Annotated in this window: 18 protein-coding genes; 10 read left to right on the top strand and 8 right to left on the bottom strand. The window is 72.3% G+C overall.

The features are described 5' to 3' along the window. Positions 1 to 7: 7 nt before the first annotated feature. The 3 genes from C8E97_RS14220 to C8E97_RS14210 all read right to left on the bottom strand — a co-directional run bounded on the left by C8E97_RS14220 (position 8) and on the right by C8E97_RS14210 (position 5,176). A complete protein-coding gene (locus tag C8E97_RS14220) occupies positions 8 to 205 on the bottom strand; it encodes an MbtH family protein (protein ID WP_121005710.1) in 198 nt (65 codons plus the stop codon). Between the two features lie 196 nt (positions 206 to 401). Next, the gene (locus C8E97_RS14215) at positions 402 to 1,646 is read right to left on the bottom strand and encodes an XRE family transcriptional regulator (RefSeq protein WP_121005707.1); all 1,245 of its coding nucleotides are present in this window, start codon (positions 1,644 to 1,646) and stop codon (positions 402 to 404) included. Positions 1,647 to 2,101: 455 nt separating this feature from the next. Then, on the bottom strand, positions 2,102 to 5,176 hold the full coding sequence (locus tag C8E97_RS14210; protein ID WP_121005704.1) for an AfsR/SARP family transcriptional regulator: 3,075 nt from the start codon (positions 5,174 to 5,176) through the stop codon (positions 2,102 to 2,104). Between the two features lie 234 nt (positions 5,177 to 5,410). On the opposite strand from C8E97_RS14210, the gene C8E97_RS34520 reads away from it, so the two are divergent. From C8E97_RS34520 to C8E97_RS14195, 4 genes are all read left to right on the top strand, one after another. Then, positions 5,411 to 5,563 carry a hypothetical protein gene (locus C8E97_RS34520; protein ID WP_170211843.1) on the top strand — a complete coding sequence of 51 codons (153 nt, stop codon included), beginning with the start codon at positions 5,411 to 5,413 and terminating at the stop codon, positions 5,561 to 5,563. Positions 5,564 to 5,750: 187 nt separating this feature from the next. Then, the gene (locus C8E97_RS14205) at positions 5,751 to 6,164 is read left to right on the top strand and encodes a hypothetical protein (RefSeq protein ID WP_121005701.1); all 414 of its coding nucleotides are present in this window, start codon (positions 5,751 to 5,753) and stop codon (positions 6,162 to 6,164) included. Further along, entirely contained in the window at positions 6,149 to 7,069 is a 921-nt protein-coding gene (locus C8E97_RS14200) for a hypothetical protein (RefSeq protein WP_147455111.1), read from the top strand. Before C8E97_RS14205 ends, C8E97_RS14200 begins: the two co-directional genes overlap by 16 nt. Then, positions 7,066 to 8,082 (top strand): GNAT family N-acetyltransferase, encoded by a 1,017-nt coding sequence (locus tag C8E97_RS14195; RefSeq protein ID WP_121005695.1) that lies wholly within the window; start codon positions 7,066 to 7,068, stop codon positions 8,080 to 8,082. The genes C8E97_RS14200 and C8E97_RS14195 overlap by 4 nt, the downstream gene beginning before the upstream one ends. A gap of 98 nt (positions 8,083 to 8,180) precedes the next feature. On the opposite strand, the gene C8E97_RS14190 is transcribed toward C8E97_RS14195, so the two are convergent. The 3 genes from C8E97_RS14190 to C8E97_RS14180 form a co-directional block, all read right to left on the bottom strand. Continuing rightward, positions 8,181 to 8,789, bottom strand: a complete 609-nt coding sequence (locus C8E97_RS14190) for a DUF4291 domain-containing protein (RefSeq protein ID WP_121005692.1) — start codon at positions 8,787 to 8,789, stop codon at positions 8,181 to 8,183. 104 nt (positions 8,790 to 8,893) lie between these two features. Continuing rightward, entirely contained in the window at positions 8,894 to 9,922 is a 1,029-nt protein-coding gene (locus C8E97_RS14185; protein WP_121005688.1) for a MerR family transcriptional regulator, read from the bottom strand. After that, entirely contained in the window at positions 9,916 to 10,647 is a 732-nt protein-coding gene (locus C8E97_RS14180; protein ID WP_121005685.1) for a HEAT repeat domain-containing protein, read from the bottom strand. The genes C8E97_RS14185 and C8E97_RS14180 overlap by 7 nt, the downstream gene beginning before the upstream one ends. Positions 10,648 to 10,839: 192 nt before the next feature. Between C8E97_RS14180 and C8E97_RS35295 the strand changes: the two genes are divergently transcribed. The 5 genes from C8E97_RS35295 (at position 10,840) to C8E97_RS14155 (ending at position 14,874) form a co-directional block, all read left to right on the top strand. Beyond that, complete coding sequence (locus C8E97_RS35295; RefSeq protein WP_211347013.1) at positions 10,840 to 11,082, top strand: hypothetical protein; 243 nt, start codon at positions 10,840 to 10,842, stop codon at positions 11,080 to 11,082. After that, positions 11,079 to 11,504: an SCO4402 family protein gene (locus tag C8E97_RS14170; protein WP_425470521.1), complete on the top strand. Its 426-nt coding sequence runs from the start codon at positions 11,079 to 11,081 to the stop codon at positions 11,502 to 11,504. The genes C8E97_RS35295 and C8E97_RS14170 overlap by 4 nt, the downstream gene beginning before the upstream one ends. 148 nt (positions 11,505 to 11,652) lie before the next feature. Further along, positions 11,653 to 12,666, top strand: coding sequence for a metallophosphoesterase family protein (locus C8E97_RS14165; RefSeq protein ID WP_246018882.1), 1,014 nt, complete (start codon positions 11,653 to 11,655; stop codon positions 12,664 to 12,666). A gap of 93 nt (positions 12,667 to 12,759) precedes the next feature. After that, positions 12,760 to 13,872, top strand: coding sequence for a hypothetical protein (locus C8E97_RS14160; RefSeq protein WP_147455110.1), 1,113 nt, complete (start codon positions 12,760 to 12,762; stop codon positions 13,870 to 13,872). Positions 13,873 to 14,238: 366 nt separating this feature from the next. After that, on the top strand, positions 14,239 to 14,874 hold the full coding sequence (locus C8E97_RS14155; RefSeq protein ID WP_121005673.1) for a class I SAM-dependent DNA methyltransferase: 636 nt from the start codon (positions 14,239 to 14,241) through the stop codon (positions 14,872 to 14,874). A 229-nt stretch (positions 14,875 to 15,103) separates the two neighbouring features. Here C8E97_RS14155 and C8E97_RS14150 read toward each other — a convergent pair whose 3' ends face one another. Further along, the gene (locus C8E97_RS14150) at positions 15,104 to 17,653 is read right to left on the bottom strand and encodes an SdrD B-like domain-containing protein (RefSeq protein WP_246018881.1); all 2,550 of its coding nucleotides are present in this window, start codon (positions 17,651 to 17,653) and stop codon (positions 15,104 to 15,106) included. Between the two features lie 88 nt (positions 17,654 to 17,741). On the opposite strand from C8E97_RS14150, the gene C8E97_RS14145 reads away from it, so the two are divergent. Further along, the gene (locus C8E97_RS14145; RefSeq protein WP_246019366.1) at positions 17,742 to 18,515 is read left to right on the top strand and encodes a hypothetical protein; all 774 of its coding nucleotides are present in this window, start codon (positions 17,742 to 17,744) and stop codon (positions 18,513 to 18,515) included. A 4-nt stretch (positions 18,516 to 18,519) separates the two neighbouring features. On the opposite strand, the gene C8E97_RS14140 is transcribed toward C8E97_RS14145, so the two are convergent. Then, positions 18,520 to 19,854: a right-handed parallel beta-helix repeat-containing protein gene (locus C8E97_RS14140; protein ID WP_121005667.1), complete on the bottom strand. Its 1,335-nt coding sequence runs from the start codon at positions 19,852 to 19,854 to the stop codon at positions 18,520 to 18,522. Between the last annotated feature and the right edge of the window lie 3 nt (positions 19,855 to 19,857).

Raw genomic sequence — 19,857 nt, 5'->3', positions numbered from 1 at the left:
CGGCGGCTCAGGCCCGCGCCCGAACCGGCCGGATGTCGGTCCAGTTCCGCTCGACGTGGTCGAGGCATTCGGCCCGCTCGGCCGGGCCGAACACCCGACTCCAGCCACCGGGCACGGTCATGGTCGCGGGCCAGAGGGAGTGCTGCCGCGCGTCGTTGACGAGCACGACGTACTCCGCGTTGTCGTCATCGAAAGGGTTTTCCACGGTCTGCTCCGATCAATGCGTGAATAATTCCGCGAGAACTCCGGGATCGGCCGGCCGATATCGAGCCTAAGCCTGTTGACACCGGGGTGATCCGGCAGATGAGCGGCAGTTGCGCGTCCGCCGCCGCGTGCCGAAAATGCCGCACCGGCCATTCGGCCGAAGCCGTCCGGCACGGGCGGAACCGGTCGGGGAACGGCTACGCGGCGGCCGTCAGGGCACCGCGGACCGTGTTCAGCACGGAGAAGCGGTTCCCGCCGCGGCGGCACGGGCGGACGAACCCCAGGGAGAGCAGGCAGTGGACGAGGCGGGCGAACCGGTGGGCGTCGTGGTCGAGCAGCGCGGCGCCCGCGTCGATCGACCAGCAACCGCCGGTCGTGGCGAGTCTCGCCAGCGCGGCGCGGTCGTCCCCGTGCAGGGCCAGCACCGCCTCCACCATGCTGTTCCAGAGGCCGCCGTCGCCACCCGGCGACTCCAGCAGCGCACCAGGGTCCCGCCGCAGCAGGGCGAGCATCCGCCTCGGCGTGTACACCGGCGACCAGGCCGCCGCGGCGGCCAGCGCGCCCGGCAGGCCGTCGAGTTCCGCGCACAGCTCGACGACCGCGGCGAGGTCGTCGGGGAACGGCCGGTCGGGTCCGCCCGCCCGCTTGGCGGCGTCGAGGAACAGCCGCACCGACTCGACCCGCGTCACGTCACACGGAACGACCTCGTCCGCGGCGTCCGGGACGCGCAGGGGCGCCAGGGGGAACAGGTACCGACCGCTGCGCACGGCAGGCATCCGCTCGGCCGCGATCACCCGCAGGCGCGGTGCCCGGCGCAACATGGCGGCGAAGTCGTAGTCCCGCGCCGCCTCCTCGGCCTTGTCGACGACCAGCAGCGCGTGGTGGCCCTCGTCGGGCCCGCCCTCGGGACCGAGCGCCGCCGGGCGTGCGGCGGCCGGGACACCGCCGGGCGTCCCCGGTCGCTCCGCCGGCACGCGCCCGACCGCTCCAGCGGGGGCGTCGACCGGATACCGCACGACCGACCACTCCGGGTCCCGCTCGAACGCGGTCGCCACTTCGCGGAGCAACCTGCTCTTCCCCGCTCCCGCCATCCCGATCACGGAGATCAGCCGCTCCTCCCCCGATCTCAGGAGCCCGATCAGCGCGTCCAGCTCGGCGCGCCGCCCGACCAGGCCGTTGCCCGGCCGCGACGCCGTGCACTCCGCCGCCCGCCGCGGCGTCACGGCCGCGGCCTTGAACCGGCGTTCGCGCGCGTCGTCGAGGCCCAACGCGTCCGCGAGCAGGTTCAGCGTGCTCTGCCGCGGCCGGTGCACGCGCCCCCGTTCCAGGTCGCGCAAGGCACGCTCGCTCAGTTGCGACGATTCGGCCAACTGCCGTTGGGTGAGTCCCGCTTCCCGGCGGAACGCGGTCAGCAATGACGCGAACTCGTACTGATCGGCCACTCGGTCCCCTCACGTGGTTGCTCGCGACCACGCCGGAGCGCCACTGGGCGACCAGTCGTTCCCCAGGGCACCGGCGCGGCATGGGTTCGACGCACGGATTCGTGCGAAGACGGAATGGAGTCGGATTTCGCCCGACAAGAGCACGGGAGCGGGCTGAATCGGTCGCGTTCACCCCGACGACGCACCCGCAGCTCTTTCCGCGTCCCTCGTGGTGACCGGACGCGATCCGCCCCGTCCCGCGCGCTCGTGCCACGGGCGTCGTCGCCCGCGATACCGGCGTGTCCGACGTTGCCGGCGGTTCCTACCGGTGGTGTACCCGCGGGCTCCCCCTCCGGGACCGACACAGGAGAACCGGGGGGCGGCACCGACCCCGCCGGTTCGTCACGCGCTCGACGTCGACGGCACGTGGAGCCGGTCGTGCGGCGACCCGGCACGACGCGATCCCCGCACCCCGGCTACCCTCCCGCGGAACTCTTGGTCGCACAGCGGAAGCAGACCCCGCCGAGGTCGGGTCGGGACAGGTGCGCGCGGGCGAACTCCGCGTCGGCCATGCCCTCCGGGTAGAGGTTGACGGCTTCCCGCCACAGCCGGGCCGCGTCGACCCGGTTGCCCCGCGCGAGCGCCACGTGGGCGAGCCCGTCGAACCCACGGGCCTTGTACCGCATCAGCCGGTACCGCTCGGCGTGGCCGACGGCCTGCTCGAAGATCTGTTCCGCGCAGTCGGGGTCCCCGCCCGCGAGCGCGGCCTCGCCCACGCAGTTCAACGCCTCGCACTCGATGGTCCGCAGCCCCAGCCCGCGCGCGAGGGTGAGCGCCGCACGACCGCGGTCGAGCGACTCGGCGATGTCGCCCAGCGAACGGCGCACCGCCGACAGCCCGAGCAGCGCCAGCGCGCGGCCGTGCTCGAACCCGCTGTGCCCGCTCGACTCGAGGATCGCCGTGAACTCCGCCAGAGCGCGTTCGGGCTCGCCGCGGAGGTGGTGGATCGTGCCGACGCTCCACCTCGTCATGAGCCCGGACCGGGCGAGTTCCGACGGCTCGGTCATGGCCAGCGCCGCGTGGAGGTGTTCGAGGGCTTCGTCGAACTCGCCCAGGTCCCGCAGGATCGCGCCGGTGTTGTTCGCGATGACCCCGCGCAGGAACGCGCCGTGGCCGCCGGTCGCCAGCGCCGCGGCGTCCCGCAGGACGTTACGGGCGTCGGTCGGCCGGTCCTCGCCCAGCAACAGGGTGGCCAGGTCCACGAGCTGCGCGATCACCGCGTCCTGGTCGCCGAGGTCGCGGCTCAGCTTCAGGGCGTGCTCCAGGTGCTCCTTCGCCTCGGCGCGCGACCCCTGCTCGCGGCAGACCGCGGAAAGCCCTTGCAGGCAGAGGGATTCCCCATCGGGGTCACCCGCGGTGCGGGCGGCGTCCACACCGCGCTCGAACAACGCGTGCGCGTGGCCACCGTAGTTGCGCAGCTTCAGCATGGGTTGGAGGCTGCACGCCAACTGCCAGGCGTGCCGGTACCACCCGTTCTCCGCGGCCAACTGCGCCACCGCGACGAGGTTGGCGCGCTCCGCGTCGAGGAACTTCGACGCGGCCACGACGTCCGGGGGTCTTCTGATGTGCGCGGGATGCGGTCCGGCGTCGGGTGCCACGCGGTACAGGTTGTTGACCAGGTGCTCGGACCACGCGTGCGCCGAGTGCAGGTAGTAGTCGAACAGCCTGCTGAGCGCGGACCGGCGCTCGGCCTCGTCCTCGTTCTCCCGGAGCAGCAGCTGGGCGCAGTCCCGGACCAGGTCGTGCAGGTGGTATCGGCCGTCGCCGCCGCTCCGCACGAGGTTGTCGTCCGCCAACTCCTCCAGGCACTGCTCCGCTTCGCCGGGCTGGCAACCGACCAGCGCCGCGACGACGTAGGCGTCGAAGTCGACGCCGGGGTGCAGGCTCAGCCGCCGGAAGACGCGTCGCTGCGCGGTGGAGAGGTACCGGTAGGACAGCCTGAGCACCGCCGTGACGCTGCGGTCCTCCACCCGGAGCAACCGCGCCCGGTCCGCCTGGTTGAGCAGGCGGCGGGCGAGGTCCGCGACCGTCCACCCGGTCCGCTCGCGGAACCGGGCCGCCGCGACGCGGATGGCCAGCGGCAGGTTGCCGCAGATCCGCACCACCACGGCGACCGCCTGCTCCTGTCCTTCGGTGCGTTCGGGACCGGCCACCTTGGTGAACAGCCGGATGGCGTCGTCGTCCGGTAAGACGTCCAGCGACAGCGGCATCGCCCCTTCGAGCGCCGTCAGCTTCCGGCGGCTGGTGATGAGCACGAGGACACCCGACGTGCCGGGCAGCAGCGGCCGGACCTGGGCGGTGTTGAGGGCGTTGTCGAGGACGAGCAGGGCCTTCTTGCCCGCCATGCGGGAGCGCCAGAGCGAACTGCGGCCCTGCACGGTGGGTGGCACGAGTTCCGGGGGGAGACCGCTGTCGCTCAGCAACGCGTCCAGCGCCTGCGCCGGCGTGACCGGGTCGATGCCGAGGCTGAAGCCGTGGAGGTCGACGAAGTACTGGCCGTCGGGGTAGTCCTCGGCGAGCTTGTGTCCCAAGTGGACCGCCAGGGCGGTCTTGCCGACACCGCCCATGCCGTCGATCGACGAGATCGTCAGGGCCAGCCGGTCGGTGTCGCGCACGGCCGCCGTCAGCCTGGTGATCTCGGCGCAACGCCCGGAGAAGTCGGTCACGTCGTGCGGCAGGTAGGACTTGACCGGCCGGAGGTCGGGCGGCCCGGCCGGTTCGGCGGCGACGTCGGGCACCCGGCGCCCGGCCGGCGCGGGCTCCAGCCCCTCGCCGCTGAGGATCACCTGGTGGTACCGGCGCAGGTCCGGGCCGGGGTCCAGACCCAGCTCATCGGCGAGGATGCGCCGACCCTCGTCGTAGACCTCCAGCGCTTCGGCCTGCCGGCCGCTGCGGTGCAACGCCTGCATCAGGCCGAGGCGGAACGCCTCCCGCAGCGGGTGCACCGCCACGAGCTCGCGCAGCTCACCCACCACCGCGCTGTCGTCACCCAGGCGGATGCGCAGTGACATGAGCTTCTCCACCGCGACGAGCCGCTGTTCCTCCAGCCGGACGGCGGCGTTGGTGAACGCGTCGCCCGCCAGGCCGGCCAAGGCGTTGCCCCGCCACAGGTCCAGGCCCGTGCGCAACCGGTCGGCCGCCTCGGCGAGGTCGCCGCGGGCCGCCGCGCGATCGGCTTCCTCCAGGGTGCGGAGGAACTGGTACCAGTCGATCGCGGGAGCGGGCAGCAGGAGGCGGTACCCCGACCCCACCCGGTCGATCCGCAGGGCCAGTGCCTTGCGGAGCCCGCAGATGGCCTTGTAAATCTGTTGTCGAGCCGATGGCGGGGGATCGACCCACAACTGGTCGATGAGCGCGGTGATCTGGACGACCCGATTGACTTCGAGCAGGAGCAACACCAGCAGCCGCTGCTGACGCGTCCCCGCGATGCGGACCAGGCCCCCCGAGTAGCGCACTTCCAGTGGCCCGAGGAGTCGAAACGTCACGGTCATGAAGTGCTCCCTCAGTCTCGACCTACCAGCCTACGAGTTCGGGCGGGTCGGCGCGCCGCTCGGAAGTGCGCCGATCGCCCGCTCCGGGTGCTGCCAACGCAGTAATGGATGAACGTCGCGTCGACGGCATATGAAACGAAGTCGACGCGTGCGGTCGATGTGCCGGGCTCGGGGACGAGTGGTATAAAGGTTTGAAACGACCGGGACATCGAACTTGACTCAGGAGGGGGACCTGTGATCAAGGCACTTTTCGCTGCGCTCGCACTGTCCGCGTCAGGGCTGCTCGTGGCCGTTTCGACCGGCTCGGCGACGGACACCACGCCCCCCACGGCGAACGTCGTCGAATCGGAGAACCAGGTCGACAGCACCGGCATGCAGGCCATGTGAAACCCCGGTGGGTATGCGGAAGTTCCGTTCACCGCGGCCCTGCGCGCGGCCCGACGACGTTGCCGCGCGACGCAGCGCACAAGGTTCGGTGTTCACCGCCACCGTGCTGTTGACGACGTTCGCATTCGCTTTCACAGGTCAATTCGGTGGACCGCACCCGCGTGCCGTCCTCAGCGGTTATCGAGCATTGTGGCCGCAGGAGTGGTCGTTCTTCGTGGACCTGGACCGGAACGTGCTGGAGGCGCACTCGGTGAACCCGGATGGCACGCTCCGACCGGTGAGCGGGCGCCAGGGCTGGGCGGACAACGCGTGGGGATTCGACCGACGGGTCGACGCGGAGGCGAGCGAGGTGCGCACGCTCGTCCGCGGTGTTCCCCGGCAGCACTGGCGGCCGTGCGCTCGACCGGATGCGGCCGAGTGCGTCGAGGAACCCGGTTCGCGGTGGTCATACCGACTGGAGAACACGTCCCGTGCCCCGACGGTGTGCGGGAAGGTGTTGCTGGTGGCTGAACGCACGGCCGTCCCGCCGCCGAACAGCATCCCCGCGCCACCCGCGGCGCGCTGGACGGTGGTGGTGGATGCCGTGTGCGACAGGCGTTAGAGCGCTCCAGGCAGCGGTTCTCCGAGGTGGTCGTCGACGCCGACCCGAGGAGGTCCGCGCTGGCCATCGGCCGGAGCCTGCTCGCCGCGGCGCAGGTGCTGACGATCCTGTTCAGCTCGGACGCGGCGCTGTTCGCCGGCACACCGGAGTTCCCGTCCGGTATGCGCTGCACGGACTTCCACGCCGTTTCGCTGTGGTGCGCGCTCGGTCCCGCCGACACCGGCATGGTGGTCGGTCGGGCGGTCGCGATCATCGTCCTGATCGCGGTGGTGGCGGGTTACCGGCCGCGGTGGACGTGCGCGCCCCACTGGTACGTCGCGTTCAGCCTCACCGCCATGCCCATGCCGAACGGCGGTGACAGCGCGGGGCAGATCGGGGCGATGCTGCTGATCCCGATCTGCCTCGGTGACAGCCGCACCTGGCACTGGTCACGCCCCGAACACCCGTTGGCGCCGCAGTGGCGCGGCGCCTCGCTCACCGCGCTCTGGGCGTTGCGGGGTCAGCTCTGCGTCATCTACGCGAGCACGGCCATCACCAAGGTAGGCGATCCCATGTGGCGGCAGGGCAGCGCGATGCGAGTGGTGGCCGACCACCCCGACTACGGGTTCCGATCGCTCCTCGGGCCCGTCGGCGAGCCGGTCTTCCGCTCCTTCCCGGCGGTGGCCGCGCTGAGCTGGGGCGTGATCGCGGCGCAGCTCCTGATCGCGGTCACCGTGCTCGGGAGTCGGCGGTGGCGGACGGTCGCCCTGGTCGTCGGCTGCCTCCTGCACCTGGCGATCCTGGTGCTGATGAACCTGGCCGGGTTCGCCACCGTGATGATCGCGCTGCTGGTCATGGCGTGGACCGCGACGCCGTCCAGGCACGCGTTCCGGCCGCGAGCGGCCGAGGGGGGAAGGGAATCATGACCGAGGGCGTGGAGATCGCACCGTTCACGCCGGGGGCGGCGACGGAGGCGGACCTCATCGGCTACCACGACGTCATGCTGGCCCGGCAGGAGACCGACCGGCCCGACGAGCCCCGGTTGAGCTACGACGACTGCCTGGGGCGGCTGAACACGCCGTTCCCCGGTTTCGGTCCGGTGGCGTACTGGGTGGCCCGGACCGACGGGGCGTTGGCGGGCTCGGCCACCGTCTACTTCCCCGACGGTGCGGCCGCCACGACCGCCCTCGCCGAGATCGTCGTCCACCCGCGGTACCGCGGGCGTGGCATCGGGACCGCCCTGCTGCGGGAGGTGCTCCCCGAACTGCGCGCCCGCGGGCGTTCCGTCGTCGAGGGGTGGCAGGTCACCCGGGGCTCCGCCGGCGACCGCTGGGCGGCGGGGCTGGGTTTCCGCACCGTGCACACGGTGGTCCTGCAACTCCTGCTGGTCGCCGAACGGGACGCCGCGGCGTGGACCGTGCCGGTGCCACCCGGCTACCGCCTGCGCCAGTGGTCCGTCGCCGCGCCGGCGGAACTCACCGCGTCCTACGTGCTCGCACGCGAGGCGATCCACGATGCTCCGATCGGTGATCTCGCGGTCAGGCCACCGAAGTGGACCGTCGAGTACTTGCGCGCGCGTGAGGCGGAGATGCGCGAGCAGGACGTGGAGCTGCGCGTCGTCGTAGCACAGCACGAGGCCACCGGTGTGGTGGCGGGCTTCACCGAGGTCGAACTGCACCCCCACCGCCCGAACTGGGCCTTCCAACGGGACACCGCGGTGGTTTCCGCGCACCGGGGCCGTGGGTTGGGCCGATCCGTCAAAGCCCGGATGATGCGCTGGCTGCTCGCCGACCGACCGAACCTGGAACGCGTCTACACCGGGACGGGTGTGGAGAACGTGCACATGCAGCAGGTCAACCACCAGTTGGGGTTCTCCACGGTGCGCACGATGATCGCGGTCAACCAGGAGATCACCCGACTGGAAGAAACGCTTACCTGACGGCCCTTCCGAACCCGGACGCCCGACTTCGGCCCGACTCGTGGCAGGGGCGGCGGAGCGCGGCTCGGACGTGGTGCGGTACCGGGCTCGGCGCGAGATCAGCCGGCACGCAGCCGGGTGACGAGGTCCGCCGGCAGCTGATACGGGCGTTCCGCCGGCAGGAGGTCGTTCGCCTCCCCGTCCCGGCCGGCCGCGACCAGACCTCCCACGGTGCGCATCACGTCGGTGACGTCGGTGATGGCAATGATCCACTCCTCCACGTGGCGCCGCACCGCCTCGCCGCCCAGACCGACCTGGACGGCCCGGTGGTCGAGCGGTCGGTGTCGCAGGTCCCGCTCGGGGTCCCACTGCACCCGCACGGGGCACTCCCGCGCCGCCGAGGCCCACGCCTTCTGGTCGCCGTGCACGGCGGGCACGAAACGGCTGAGCACCGCGTGCGCCAAGGCCCAGTGGAACCCCTCGCGCGTGATGTCGACGGCCGGCACCCGCTCCTGCCCGGACTTGCCCGCGTAACCGCAGCGATAAGCCATCCACAGGAACGAGGGCTTGATCCACGTCATGCGCTCTCGCTTGAACGGGGACACGAACGTGCCGGCCGCTGGAGCGCCGTCCGCGATGGACGGTGGGTATGCCTGGTACACCCTGATGGTGTCATCGTCGTACCGAGCGCGTACCTCGCGCTTGGGCTGCTGTTCGGTCGGTTCCACGTCGCCATCGTGCCCCACGGGTGTTCCCGTCCCGCACTGTGTTTTCGATGCGACGGCGAAGCCCTGTCACCCCGACGAAAGCAGCGCCCCCTGGTCGCGCGCCTTCAGGAGTCCCCGCCGCCGGCCGACCGATCCTCCAGAACCTCGACGAAGGCCCAGGCGACGAGGGCCACCGCCCGGTCGTCGTCGTGGGACAGGCGGCGCAGCACCTCCTGCCCCGTAGTCCCCGACAGCTCGACCAGGGCTTGGGCCAGGCGTATCCGCGCCGCGGCGTCCCCGGTGGCCGCGGCGAGCCCGTCGACCAACGCGGTCAGGATCTCGTCCGCGCAGGCGGGGTCCCGCGACAGCGTGCCCAGCACCTCCGCCGCGTCGACGTCGTTGACGCCCTCGACCACCATGCCGACCAACGTCGGCACCGCCGCGGCCACACCGCGGCTGCCCAACGCCAGGGCGGCCTGCCCGCGCACCGTCGCGTCCGGGTCGTCGAGCGCGTCCGCGAGCACCTCGGTCGCCCCCGGCGCATCCGGGATCTCCGCGATCGCCAGCACCGCCCGCAGCCGGACTTCCGCGTCCTCCGACCGCACGCCCTCGGCCAGCGTCGCCACGCCCTCGCTGCCCGATCGGGCGAGCGCCCACCGCAGCGCGCCCGCGACGTGGGGGTCGGACTCGGCCAGGGCCGCACCGGCCAGCAGTTCACCGGACGCGGGCACGCCCTCCGGCCGGGTCAGCACGGCCTGCTGCCTGCGCGCGGCACTGGTCGAGTCGAGCCCCTGCATGAGTTCGACGATGCGCAGGACGCCCTGCCAGCCGGTGGGCGCGGACGCGTCGATCGCGCGGAGCCGTTCGAGCAGTTCCTGCTCCCGCGCCAGGCGGTCCTCCGCCCACCGGATGAGTTCGCCGACCAGGGTGGACGGCGCGAAGTCGGGGTCGTCCAGCGCACGCGCGACCTGCTTGAGCGAGAGCCCGAGGGACCGCAGGCTCTCCACGTGGAAGATCCTGCGGACGTCCTCGGCGGAGTACTCGCGGTAACCGCCGACGGTGCGGCAGGTCGGCCGCACCAGCCCGAGGGCGTCGTAGTACCGGAGCATCCGGGCGCTCACGCCCGACTGGCGGGCCACGTCGCCGATCAGCAAGCCGAGCCCTCCCCGGCCTGGACGGCTTCCGACGCGGCGGCGGCAGCGGCGGCGGCGGCCCGTTCCGGACCGAGCGCGACGACCCGCTTGGCCTCTTCGACGGCCGCGTCGAAACCGGCCTCCGGGTTCTTGAGCAGGAACCCGGTGGCGCGGGCGTGCCCGGCGACCGCCGGGTCGGGATTCGCCGCGGCCTTCTCCAGCGCGGGCAGGATGACGTCGCCGAGGTCGACGAGGGCGCGGCTCAGGCTCAGCCGCACGGACCGGCCGCCGCGACCGAGCTGCCCGACCAGTTCGTCGGCCAGGCCCGCCTCCTCGCCCTCGGGCACGAGGGCGACCGCGACGCGCCACGCGGTCCGCGCGACCTCGTCGTCGGCGTCGCGCAGCATGGGGCGCGTGATCCACGCCCACGCGCTCTTGTCGCCGATCTTGGACAGCGTGTGCAACGCCTGGCTGCGGGCTTGGGCGCGCTCGGAGTCCAGCTCCCTGCGGAGCCGGGGCAGGGTGACCTCCGACGGCAGGCGGGTCAGCGCCCAGGACAGCATGTCCCGCACGAAGAAGTCCGGCTCGACCGCGCACCGCCCGACCAGCGCCTCCAGCAGGCCGACGTCGGGGTTCGAACCGACCGCCAGGGCCGCCTGGAGCCGGACCGACGCGGCCTCGGCGCCCAGGGCGTCCGCCAGGCGGGCGTTCTGCGGGGTTCCGTTTGTCGTGTTGATCGAAACCACCTCCCGCGGCCCAGTGGACACCTTGTCACAGTGTCAAGGTCAAGCCCGTGACCGGCGGTCCGGGACGGGACGGCCCGTCCGAGCACGGGGAGTGACGCTACCGGACACCGCGAGTGCGCACCGGGCTCGGTCGCGGCGGTCCGTCCGCCCGATCAGCACCTCGGCCGGACCGGCCTCGTGTTGAATGGCCGGGTGGGTACCGCGCTGGTGTTGATCGACGTCCAGAAGAACATGCCGGACGCGCCGGAGCCCGTGCCGCACGCCGGCGCGGTCGGCCCGGTGATCGGGACCCGCGCCCAGGTGGCGCTGCGGCGCGGGCACGACCCCGCCGCCCAAGCGCTGCGGGACCTGTTCCGGGAACTGCTCGCCGACGAGCGGCCACTGCGCCGCATCGGCGCGCTCGTCGGTGGCAGCGTGATCGGGCCCACTCGGTGAACGATCACGGTGCCGGCGCGGAACGCGCCACGGCGAGAGTCCGGTACCCGGAGATGCGCGCGGAAGTCGTCGAGGCGGTTCGGGCGCTGTCCGACCCGGAGTACCAGCAACGGGTCTGGGTGCGGCGCGAACTGCCGCACCCGGAGTACTACGACGAGTTGTCGCACAACATCCACGTCCTCTACGACGACACCCCGGTGTTCGACGACCCGTCCTCGACGATCGGGCAGATCCTTCGCGGCGAGGCGGAGGCGCAGGCGCTGCGGGCCTTGAAGGCGTCGCTGGAGGCGCTGTTCGACGTGCACGGGACCGGGCTGTCCGACGAGCGCTACCTGAGCCTGGCGGGGTGGGCGGGGGTGATCGAATCGGCACGCCACGCACTGGAGGTGCTGACCCGTGACGACGCGGGCGGCGACGCGTGACCAGGTGATCACGAGCGGCGTCGGACCCCGGCAAAAACCTGAAGTTACCTTCGCGTACACACCGAGGCCGACGCCGCGTCACCCGTGATCACCCGGCACGTCCTACCTTCGCCCCGTTCGCACTGGTGTACTCGAATGTGGGTGTCCGATGGATCGCAGGTCGTTCATGCTGGCCACGGGTGGCGCGTTGGCCACGACCGCCGCCCTGGGCGTCGAGGCCGACGCCACGCCCGGCCGGGACCCGCACGGCTCGGCGGTGCGGTTCAACATCATCAGCGACATCCAGGGCGACCTGGCCGACTTCGGCAAGGCCCTGGACGACATCCACGCCACCAACCCCAAGGGCGCCGGGTTGGGCGTGGCCGGCGACATCACCCCGCGCGGCTACGACTTCGAGTACGCCCAGGTGCGATCGGTGCTGGACAAGCACCCGCACCCGAGGAACGTGGCCTGGGCCATCGGCAACCACGAGTTCTACGTGCCGAAGTGGCGGGACCCGGACACCCTCGCCCAGGAGACCTGGCCCAACGGCACCACCGAGGACTCGCTGTTCCGCAGCTTCTACAACTTCGCCGGGCGCAACACGGTCTACTCGGAGACCTCCTTCGGCGGCGTGCCGGTGCTGTGCCTGGGCACCGAGCGCTACGCCAAGTACCACGACCCGAAGCTGTGGGACGAGGTGTGGCTCAGCGACCAGCAGTTCACCTGGCTGGAGCGGCGGCTGGCGCACTGGGACCGGTGGCGCAAGCCGGTGATGGTGCTGACCCACCACCCGCTGCCGAACACCGTGTCCGGCACCCGCAACAAGCTCTACCTGAGCGACTACCTCCAGGCCGACCGGCTGCTCTCGGTGCTCGGCAGGTACCGGGACGTGTTCCTGTTCTCCGGGCACACCCACTGGGACCTCAACCTGTCCGACTGGGTGACCCGACGGGTCGTGCCGGGCAGCGGCAACCTCGAAGGCTTCACCGTGGTCAACACCGGGGCCGTGCAGACCGGCTGGGTGGACGACGGCAAGGGCGGCGAGGTCTCCCTGGGCGGCAGCTTCAACCAGGGCCTCCAGGTCGAGGTGTACCACCGCGCCGTGGTGATCAAGGCACGCGACTTCACCACCGGCACGTGGCTGAAGCAGATCACCGTGCCGCTGCGCGACAGCCTCTGACCCGCCGGACCACGCGTCCTCTCCCCCACCCGGACGGCCCACATCGCGATCGCGCGTGTGGGCCGTCCGCGTGGCACGGCATACTCGACGCCCGTGCCCGATGATGTGGTGGAGACGGAAGCTCTGCGCGTGTTGCGCGCGAACATGGACTACGCACGCGGATTGGTGCGGGGTGGACAGCACCTGGAACGGTTACGGGTAGGGGCGTTCGACGTCACCGACCTGTACCGGTCAGCGTGGGTGCAGGCGGTGTCGGCGCTGGACCACTGGGTGAAGAGCGAGCTGTACGACCGCGCGTTGGGGCTCGCGCTCCAGGTCTCCGAGCCGCGGCCGAGGCGGTTCCTGCGCATCGAGGTCCCGATGAGCCTGCTGGAAGAGGTGCTGCACCACTCCGGTTCACTGGAGGAGAAGTTCCGGGACCACCTGCGGTCGTTGTTCGGCTACACGTCCTTCCAGAACCCGGAGAAGATCAAGGAAGCGTTCGGCTACGTCAGCGACGTGGCGCTGTGGGACGGCGTGGCGAAACGCCTCAGCCAGGACGACGGCACCACGTGGTCGCACCAGACGGTGCGGGAGCGGATCAGCCGGATCATGGACCGGCGGAACAAGATCGCCCACGCCACCGACCGCGACCAGGAGACCGGTGAGCGCAGGCCGATCCAGGACCACGAGGCCACCGAGACCATCGACTGGCTGGAGCAGCTTGCCGTCGCGATCTCGGCCGTCGTCGGCCCACCGCCCGTCCGGCCCGCGCTGACGAAGCGGGCGTGGACCAGGCCGGAGGTCGACGCCGCCGTCGAGGCGATCGCCGATCCCGACGTCCGAGCGGCGGGGCGACGTCTGCTGGCCCACGCCGACGAACGCGGCGCGCACGTCAAGGGCGGCGCGGGCGCGTACCCGTCGGCGGGCCTCTACTACCCGGTCGACGGCAAGCGGCGTTCCCTGGTGTCGCTGTACATCTCGGCCGAACGCCCGGAGCTGACCATCAACCTCAGGTCCGTCCAGGACATGGACACGGCACTGGCCGTCGACGTCCTCACCGAACTGCGAGGCAACCCGGTACTCGCCGAACTGCTCCCCGGTGACAGCGACGAACTGGTGCGCAAGTACCCGTCGTTCGAACTCGCGGTCTTCAGCACCGCGCCGGACGCCCTCGACACGGTCCTCCGAGCACTGGACCTGGTGGTGCGCCCCGACTCTCGATGACAACCGCAGGTCGCCGCGTCGCGAGGATCGACGGACGCCGATCCTCGCGGCGCGCCTGCCCGGCTCGGTGGCCTGATCGACCAGGTCCTCCGAACCGCTCCCGAGGCCGCGCCGCATCGCCTCCGGCGTCGGCGCGACCGGCTTCGAGATCACCTCCGCCGACGTCAACGGCGACCGGCGCGACGACTACCTGCTGGTGAACCCGGACGACAGCGCGATGCGGGCCTTCTCAACAACGGCGGCGACACCGCCTGGCCCCCGGCGGGGGGCAAGCCTCCACGCGGGCAAGCCTCGGCGCGGGCGAACCCCACACGGGCGGCACCGTCGAAGGGCGGCGCGGAACCGGTGCGGGATAGGGTTTTCACCGTGAACCGACCGTCCGCCCTGCACGACACCAAGACGGCCTACGACGCCGTCGCCCCCCTCTACGCCGAGCTCTTCAGCGACGTGCTCGACTCCTTGCCGATGGAGCGGGCGCTGCTGGCCGCGTTCGCCGAACTCGTGCAGGCCCACGACGCCGGACCGGTCGCCGACATCGGGTGCGGACCCGGCCACGTCACGGCGCACGTGCACGCCCTCGGGCCGACCACCTTCGGCATCGACCTGTCCTCCGAGATGGTCGCCCTGGCCCGCCGAGCCCATCCGGAACTGCGGTTCGACGAAGGGTCGATGACCGACCTCGACCTCGCCGACGGAACGCTCGGCGGCGTCCTCGCGCTCTACTCCGTCATCCACACGCCTCCGGCGCGGCTGCCGGCGGTGTTCGCCGAGTTCCAGCGGGTGCTGGCACCGGGCGGGCACCTGCTGCTCGGGTTCTTCGCCGGCGACGACCCGCTGCCGCAGGAGTTCGACCACAAGGTCGCGCTCGCCTACCGGTGGTCGCCCGACGCCCTCGCGGACCTGTTGCGCCGGGCCGGGTTCGCCGAGGTCGCCCGGTTGCTGCGGGAGCCCCGCGAGGGCGAGCGGTTCCAGCAGGCCCACCTGTTGATGCGCAAGCCCTGAGCCACCCGCCGACCGGGCGGTCCCCCGGTGCGAGGCCGGGACCGACCCGCCGCCGAACCTGTTGCCGGGAGCGGGGGATGCCGCGCCTGATCCTCCTCAACGGCCCGCCCGCGTGCGGGAAGTCCACACTGGCACGGCCGAGGACCACGCGAAGTGGCGGAACACGCGGTCCGCCCGTCCGCGGAGCACCGCGTCGCGGACGGGCGGACCGGTTCCGGCCCCGCGGGGGTCAGTTCTGCTTGGCGCGGCGCTTCCGGCTCAGGATCGCGAGTGCCACGCCCGCGCCGAGCACCAGGACGCCGACGAGGACCACCCACGGCAGGCCGCCGACACCGGTGGAGGCCAGCGAACGCGGGTGCTTGCCGGGCGGGGCCGGCACCGTCGTGGTCGGGGCCGGGCTCGTCGGCGGCTCGGACGTCGTCGGCGGCACCGTCGTCGGCGGCGTCGTCGTGGTCGTCGGCGGCTCGGGGATGTGCACGCCCGCGTCGATCGTGTGGTCGACCTCCCCTGGCTCGTCCGGCGCGACGACGGGCGCGTACCCGTTGCACAGCCGCCCGGTGGTCGGCGGGACCACGTTGGAGTCGTGCACCCGGTCGTCACCGGTCAGCGGGAGCGTGAACCGCAGGTCGGTCGCCGGCGGCCGGCCGGGCACCCTGTCGGTCTTCGCGGTGCACACGTCGAACTGCACCGTGTACTTCGCGCCCGGCGTCAGCTCGTAGGCCGCGCCGACACCGCCGAAGTAGTACTCGCCCGCCGCGTCGGTCTTCGTCGTCGCGACCTGCTTGCCGGACTCGTCCAGCAGGTTGATGGTCGCGTTCGGCAGCCGCACGTCCGCCGGGTCCTGGACGCCGTTGCGGTCGCCGTCGAACCACACCAGGTTGCCGATCTGGATCGGCGCGTTCGCCGCCTGGTACGCGATGGCACCGAGCCCGCCCGCCTTGCCGAACCCGTTCTGGTTCGCCCCGACGAACTGGAAGGCGTTGGCCCGTGGCGCGTTGCCCGGTCCCACGCCGGTGTTGACGTCGTAGTAACCGGTCCCGCCGGTGGCGACGTTGACGGTCGGGTCCATCTGCGTGCTGATCACCCACTGCTGCTGCGGGATGTAGGCGACCGCGCCCTGCGCGGTCTCCTGGTGCGGCCCGCTCTCCGCCGGGCCCGCCGGCGAGAAGTACTCGCCGGGGAAGTACTCGACCACGCCGTCGGACTGGCGGCCGTCGTTGGTGTTCTTCGCGTGGTCCGGGCAGGTGCCGGTGCCCTCCCAGAGGTAGCCGCCGGCGGGGTTGGCGCAGGCCATGTTGATGTCGCCGCCGGAGAAGCCGTTCTCGACCGAGTCGTCACCCGGCCGCGGGTCCAGCGAGTTCCAGCCCACCGCGTCCATGAACCGGTCGCGGAAGCCGAGGACCATCGAACCGTCGCGCGTGAAGGCCAGGCTCGCCAACTGCGGCTGCGGGTCGATCAGCGCGCCGCCACCGGTGTCGTGCCGGTCCCAGCCGGCCAGGTCGGTGTTCCACGGGTTCCAGCGGTTGGTGCGGTCGTTGGTCCGGCCGGTGAGGACCTGACCGCGCTCGGCGGTCAGCGGCTGGGACAGCACCGTGGTGAACCGCGTGCCGTCGTAGGCGTAGACGACCGCCCTCAGGTCCGCGCGGTTCTGCGTGCTCTCCGCGCTGCACACGCCGCCGACGTACAGGGTGCTGTCGTGCTCGATGACGGAGAACGGCCGCCAGTCGGTGGCCGCCGCGCAGCCGGGGTCCGGCACCGGCACCGCGGCGGTGGCCGCGACGACGGCGGCACCGGTCGCGTCGAAGCTCACCAGGCTCCGCGTCAACAGGTTCAGCGCGTACAGCGTCGTGCCGTCCTCCGACAGGGCCAGGCCGCCGATGCTCTCCTTGCCCGGCACGTCGGTGAACCCGCCGTCCTTGATCATGTTGCCGGTGGCGTGGGGCGTCACCGCCGCGCCCGCCACCTTCGCGAACAGCCTCGGCGTGCCGCCACCGTCGACCGGGACGGTGTAGATCGCGTCGCCGCCCTCCGGCCCGTACGGCGCGTGCCGCCGGGCGAACGCGCTCTGGAACAGCCGCTTCCGGTACTTGTCGTAGGCCAGCCCGAAGGTCGTGCCGACCTGCTCCTGGGTGGCGAGCGTGTCCGGGCACCGCACGTCGGTGGGGCAGGTGCCGCGGGTGTTCACCCCGAACGCGACCAACGCTCGGTTGTCCGCGCCGCTCGCGCCGCTCTGGATCGGCACGAAGTACCGGGTGTCCGGCAGCGTGAAGTGGGCGGGGTTCCACACCGCGGTGATGACCGAGGCGTCCTTGCCCTCCGACACGTCCACGAAGGTGGTGAAGCTGTCGAACTGGTTGGCCGCCGTGGAGGCGGGCGCGGCCTGGAGGTAGTCGCGGTAGGGCTCGGGGATGGTGACGTCGACGCGGTAGTGGCCGCCTACCAGCGCCTCGGACGGCGGCACGACGACCTTCCCGGTGGCGTCCGTGGTGCCGGTGACGTGGTGGCCCGCCGGGTCGGAGACGTCGACGCGCATGCCGCGCTGCGGCACGTCCATCGCCGTGTTGATCACGCCGGTGCCGAAGAAGTCCCGCAGCACCTGGACCGTCACCGTGCCGTCCGTCGCCGAAGCGGCGGCCGTCCCGGTCACCGCCCCGGTGGTGCCGCTGCCCGCCAGCAGCAGGCCGGCCAGTCCCAACCGCGCCAGGCGGCCCGCGGGCGTCCGGGTTCTCCGGCTCATCGCCATCCCCTTGTGGAAGTCGTCGTGAACCGTGCCAGACAACCAGAACACCGTCATCGGATGCGCCGCGCGCCCGGATGAATCAGGGGGTGAATCAGCGATCCTGTTAGCATCCCGCCGCGTGCGCAGCATGGGAGCCCGGCAGCACCGCTCACGACGGCGGTGGTCACGCCCGCGCCGGTGGGTGGTCGCCCTCGCCGTCGCGTCCGCCGCCGCGGTCGGGGTGGCCGCGTTCCTGATCGTCGACTCGCGCTCGGAGCCCGCCGGCCCGCGCGCGTTGACCTCGGACGAGGCGAACCGGCTGGCGATCACGCGGTTCCGCAACTACGAGGCGGGCGGGCGCGCGGTGACGATCACCGTGCCGACCACCGCGGGCGGGCTGGTCGTCACCGGGGCCGTGGATTTCCGAGCCGGGCTCGGTTACGGCGTGGTGCGCGGCACCGGGCGCGACACGTCCAGCGACGGGCTGATCCAGTGGAACGCCACCACCGTGTTCGTCCACCCGGTGGCGGACGCGCCGGCGGAGGCCCCGGCGTCACCGCCCGGTGCCGGGTGGCACCGCCGGTCGCTGCTCACGGCGGGCAGCTCGCTGGACAGCGCGCTGCTCATCGCGCTCGGCCTCGGCAGCGACCGGCCGGACAACGCCGAGCTGCTGCCGCAGAACGGCGCCGCCTGGGTCGGCCGGGACGAGGTGGGCGGCCACCGGGTCGACGTCCTGAGCGGTCCCGCCGCGCGCGGCAGGCCCGGCACGGCGGGCAACGTCCGCTACTGGGTCGACCAGGACGGCACCATGCACCGGGTCCGGGCCGACGTCGCGTCCGAGCCGCAGCCCGTGGTCATCGAGTTCGACGCCCGCGAGTACGTCCCGGTCCAACCGGCTCCGGGTGTCGCGCCGACGCCCTAGCCGCTCAGGGCGTCCGCACCAGCGCGCGGTCGACCAGCAGCGCCGCCGACGGCAGCGGGACCCGCGCGACGTCCGGCAGCGCGGGGACGTCCGGGACGGCGGTCGCGCCGGCGGTGGTGGCGTCGGGGAGCTGCGGTTGCGCGGCGGGCGCGGCCACGTCGGTGAACGGGATGCCGCGAGGCGCCTTCGGGCTCGCCCACGTGCCGGACGGCGTGGCCGGCTGGTCGGCGGCCGGGCAGGACGCGGTCGTCGCGAGCCCTTCGGGGGCCGTCGTCGTGAGTTCGTTGCCGCGCAAGCAGTTCCCCCGCCCGCGGGTCGCGGTCGGGAACGTCCAGCCGACGTCGACGCCGTTGGCGGTGAAGGTGTTGTCCACGACCTGGTTGCCGTTCGGCGGTATGTCGGCGGTCGCGGTGATCACCAGCCCGGCGTTGGCGTTGCCCTCGATCCGGTTGCGGACCACCTGGTTGTCGCTGCCGCCGTCGATGCCGACGCCGATGCCCCACCCGCCGTCGGCCTGCTCGGGCGTCGCGCCCTGCTGGTTGGCCGCGACCAGGTTGCCGACGACGTGGGAACCCTGCTGCGGGAGCAACTTCTCCTGGTGGTCGGAGTTCGTGGTGAGCCCGACCCGGTTGCCGACGAAGCGGTTGCCCACCACGTACATCTCCCCGCCGGCGTTGGTGCCCTCGAACCCGACCGCGTTCAGCTCCGCGACGTTGTCGCGGACCACGATGCGGCAGGGCTTGCACTGCCCGACGTAGATGCCGGAGTCGGCCGAGCCCGACGCGTACGAGTGCTCGATGGCCCCGTCCTGGGCGGAGAACGCGTAGATGCCGTACAGCCCGTTGCGGGTGGCGGTCACGTGGGAGACCAGGAACGACTTCAGGAAGGCGACCGGCTCGTCGCCGGTGTCGTAGCCGCCGTGCCCCGGTGTCCCGGTGGCCGCCGACGCCGAACCGGTGACCAGCACCCCGTTCTGGGTGTTGTTCCGGACGGTCAGGTTCTCCACCGCGACTCCGGGCGCGGTGACGACGACGCCGTTCGGCTGACGAAGCTGCCCGTCGATGACGACCGCGTCGCGGTTCTCGCCGCGCAGCGTCACCCGCGCCGTGCCCACCCTGACCGACTCGTGGTAGACGCCCGGCGCGACCAGCACGAGGTCGCCGGGCCGGGCGAGGGACACCGCGGCGGAGATCGTCGGGGCGTCGGCGGGCACCCGGATCGTCACCTGCGCGCCGTCCGGTCGGCTGCCCTGGCCCGATCCGCCGCCGCCGTCCGCGCCGCAGCCCGCCAGAACCAGGGCCGGCACCGCCACGATCGCGGCAAGGCCGAAACGAAGCATGGG

This window comes from Saccharothrix australiensis (genome assembly GCF_003634935.1).
GTDB classification, from domain to species: Bacteria; Actinomycetota; Actinomycetes; order Mycobacteriales; family Pseudonocardiaceae; genus Actinosynnema; species Actinosynnema australiense.
The sequence above is the reverse complement of the archived record's forward strand: the minus strand, read 5'-3'. Positions and strand labels throughout refer to the sequence as shown.

Excerpts from the sequence above, each read along its gene's own strand:
- C8E97_RS14145 (WP_246019366.1), top strand. The coding sequence starts at position 17,742 with ATGGGAGCCCGGCAGCACCGCTCACGACGGCGGTGGTCACGCCCGCGC.
- C8E97_RS14165 (WP_246018882.1), top strand. The coding sequence starts at position 11,653 with ATGGATCGCAGGTCGTTCATGCTGGCCACGGGTGGCGCGTTGGCCACG.
- C8E97_RS14140 (WP_121005667.1), bottom strand. The coding sequence starts at position 19,854 with ATGCTTCGTTTCGGCCTTGCCGCGATCGTGGCGGTGCCGGCCCTGGTT.
- C8E97_RS14210 (WP_121005704.1), bottom strand. The coding sequence starts at position 5,176 with ATGACCGTGACGTTTCGACTCCTCGGGCCACTGGAAGTGCGCTACTCG.
- C8E97_RS14195 (WP_121005695.1), top strand. The coding sequence starts at position 7,066 with ATGACCGAGGGCGTGGAGATCGCACCGTTCACGCCGGGGGCGGCGACG.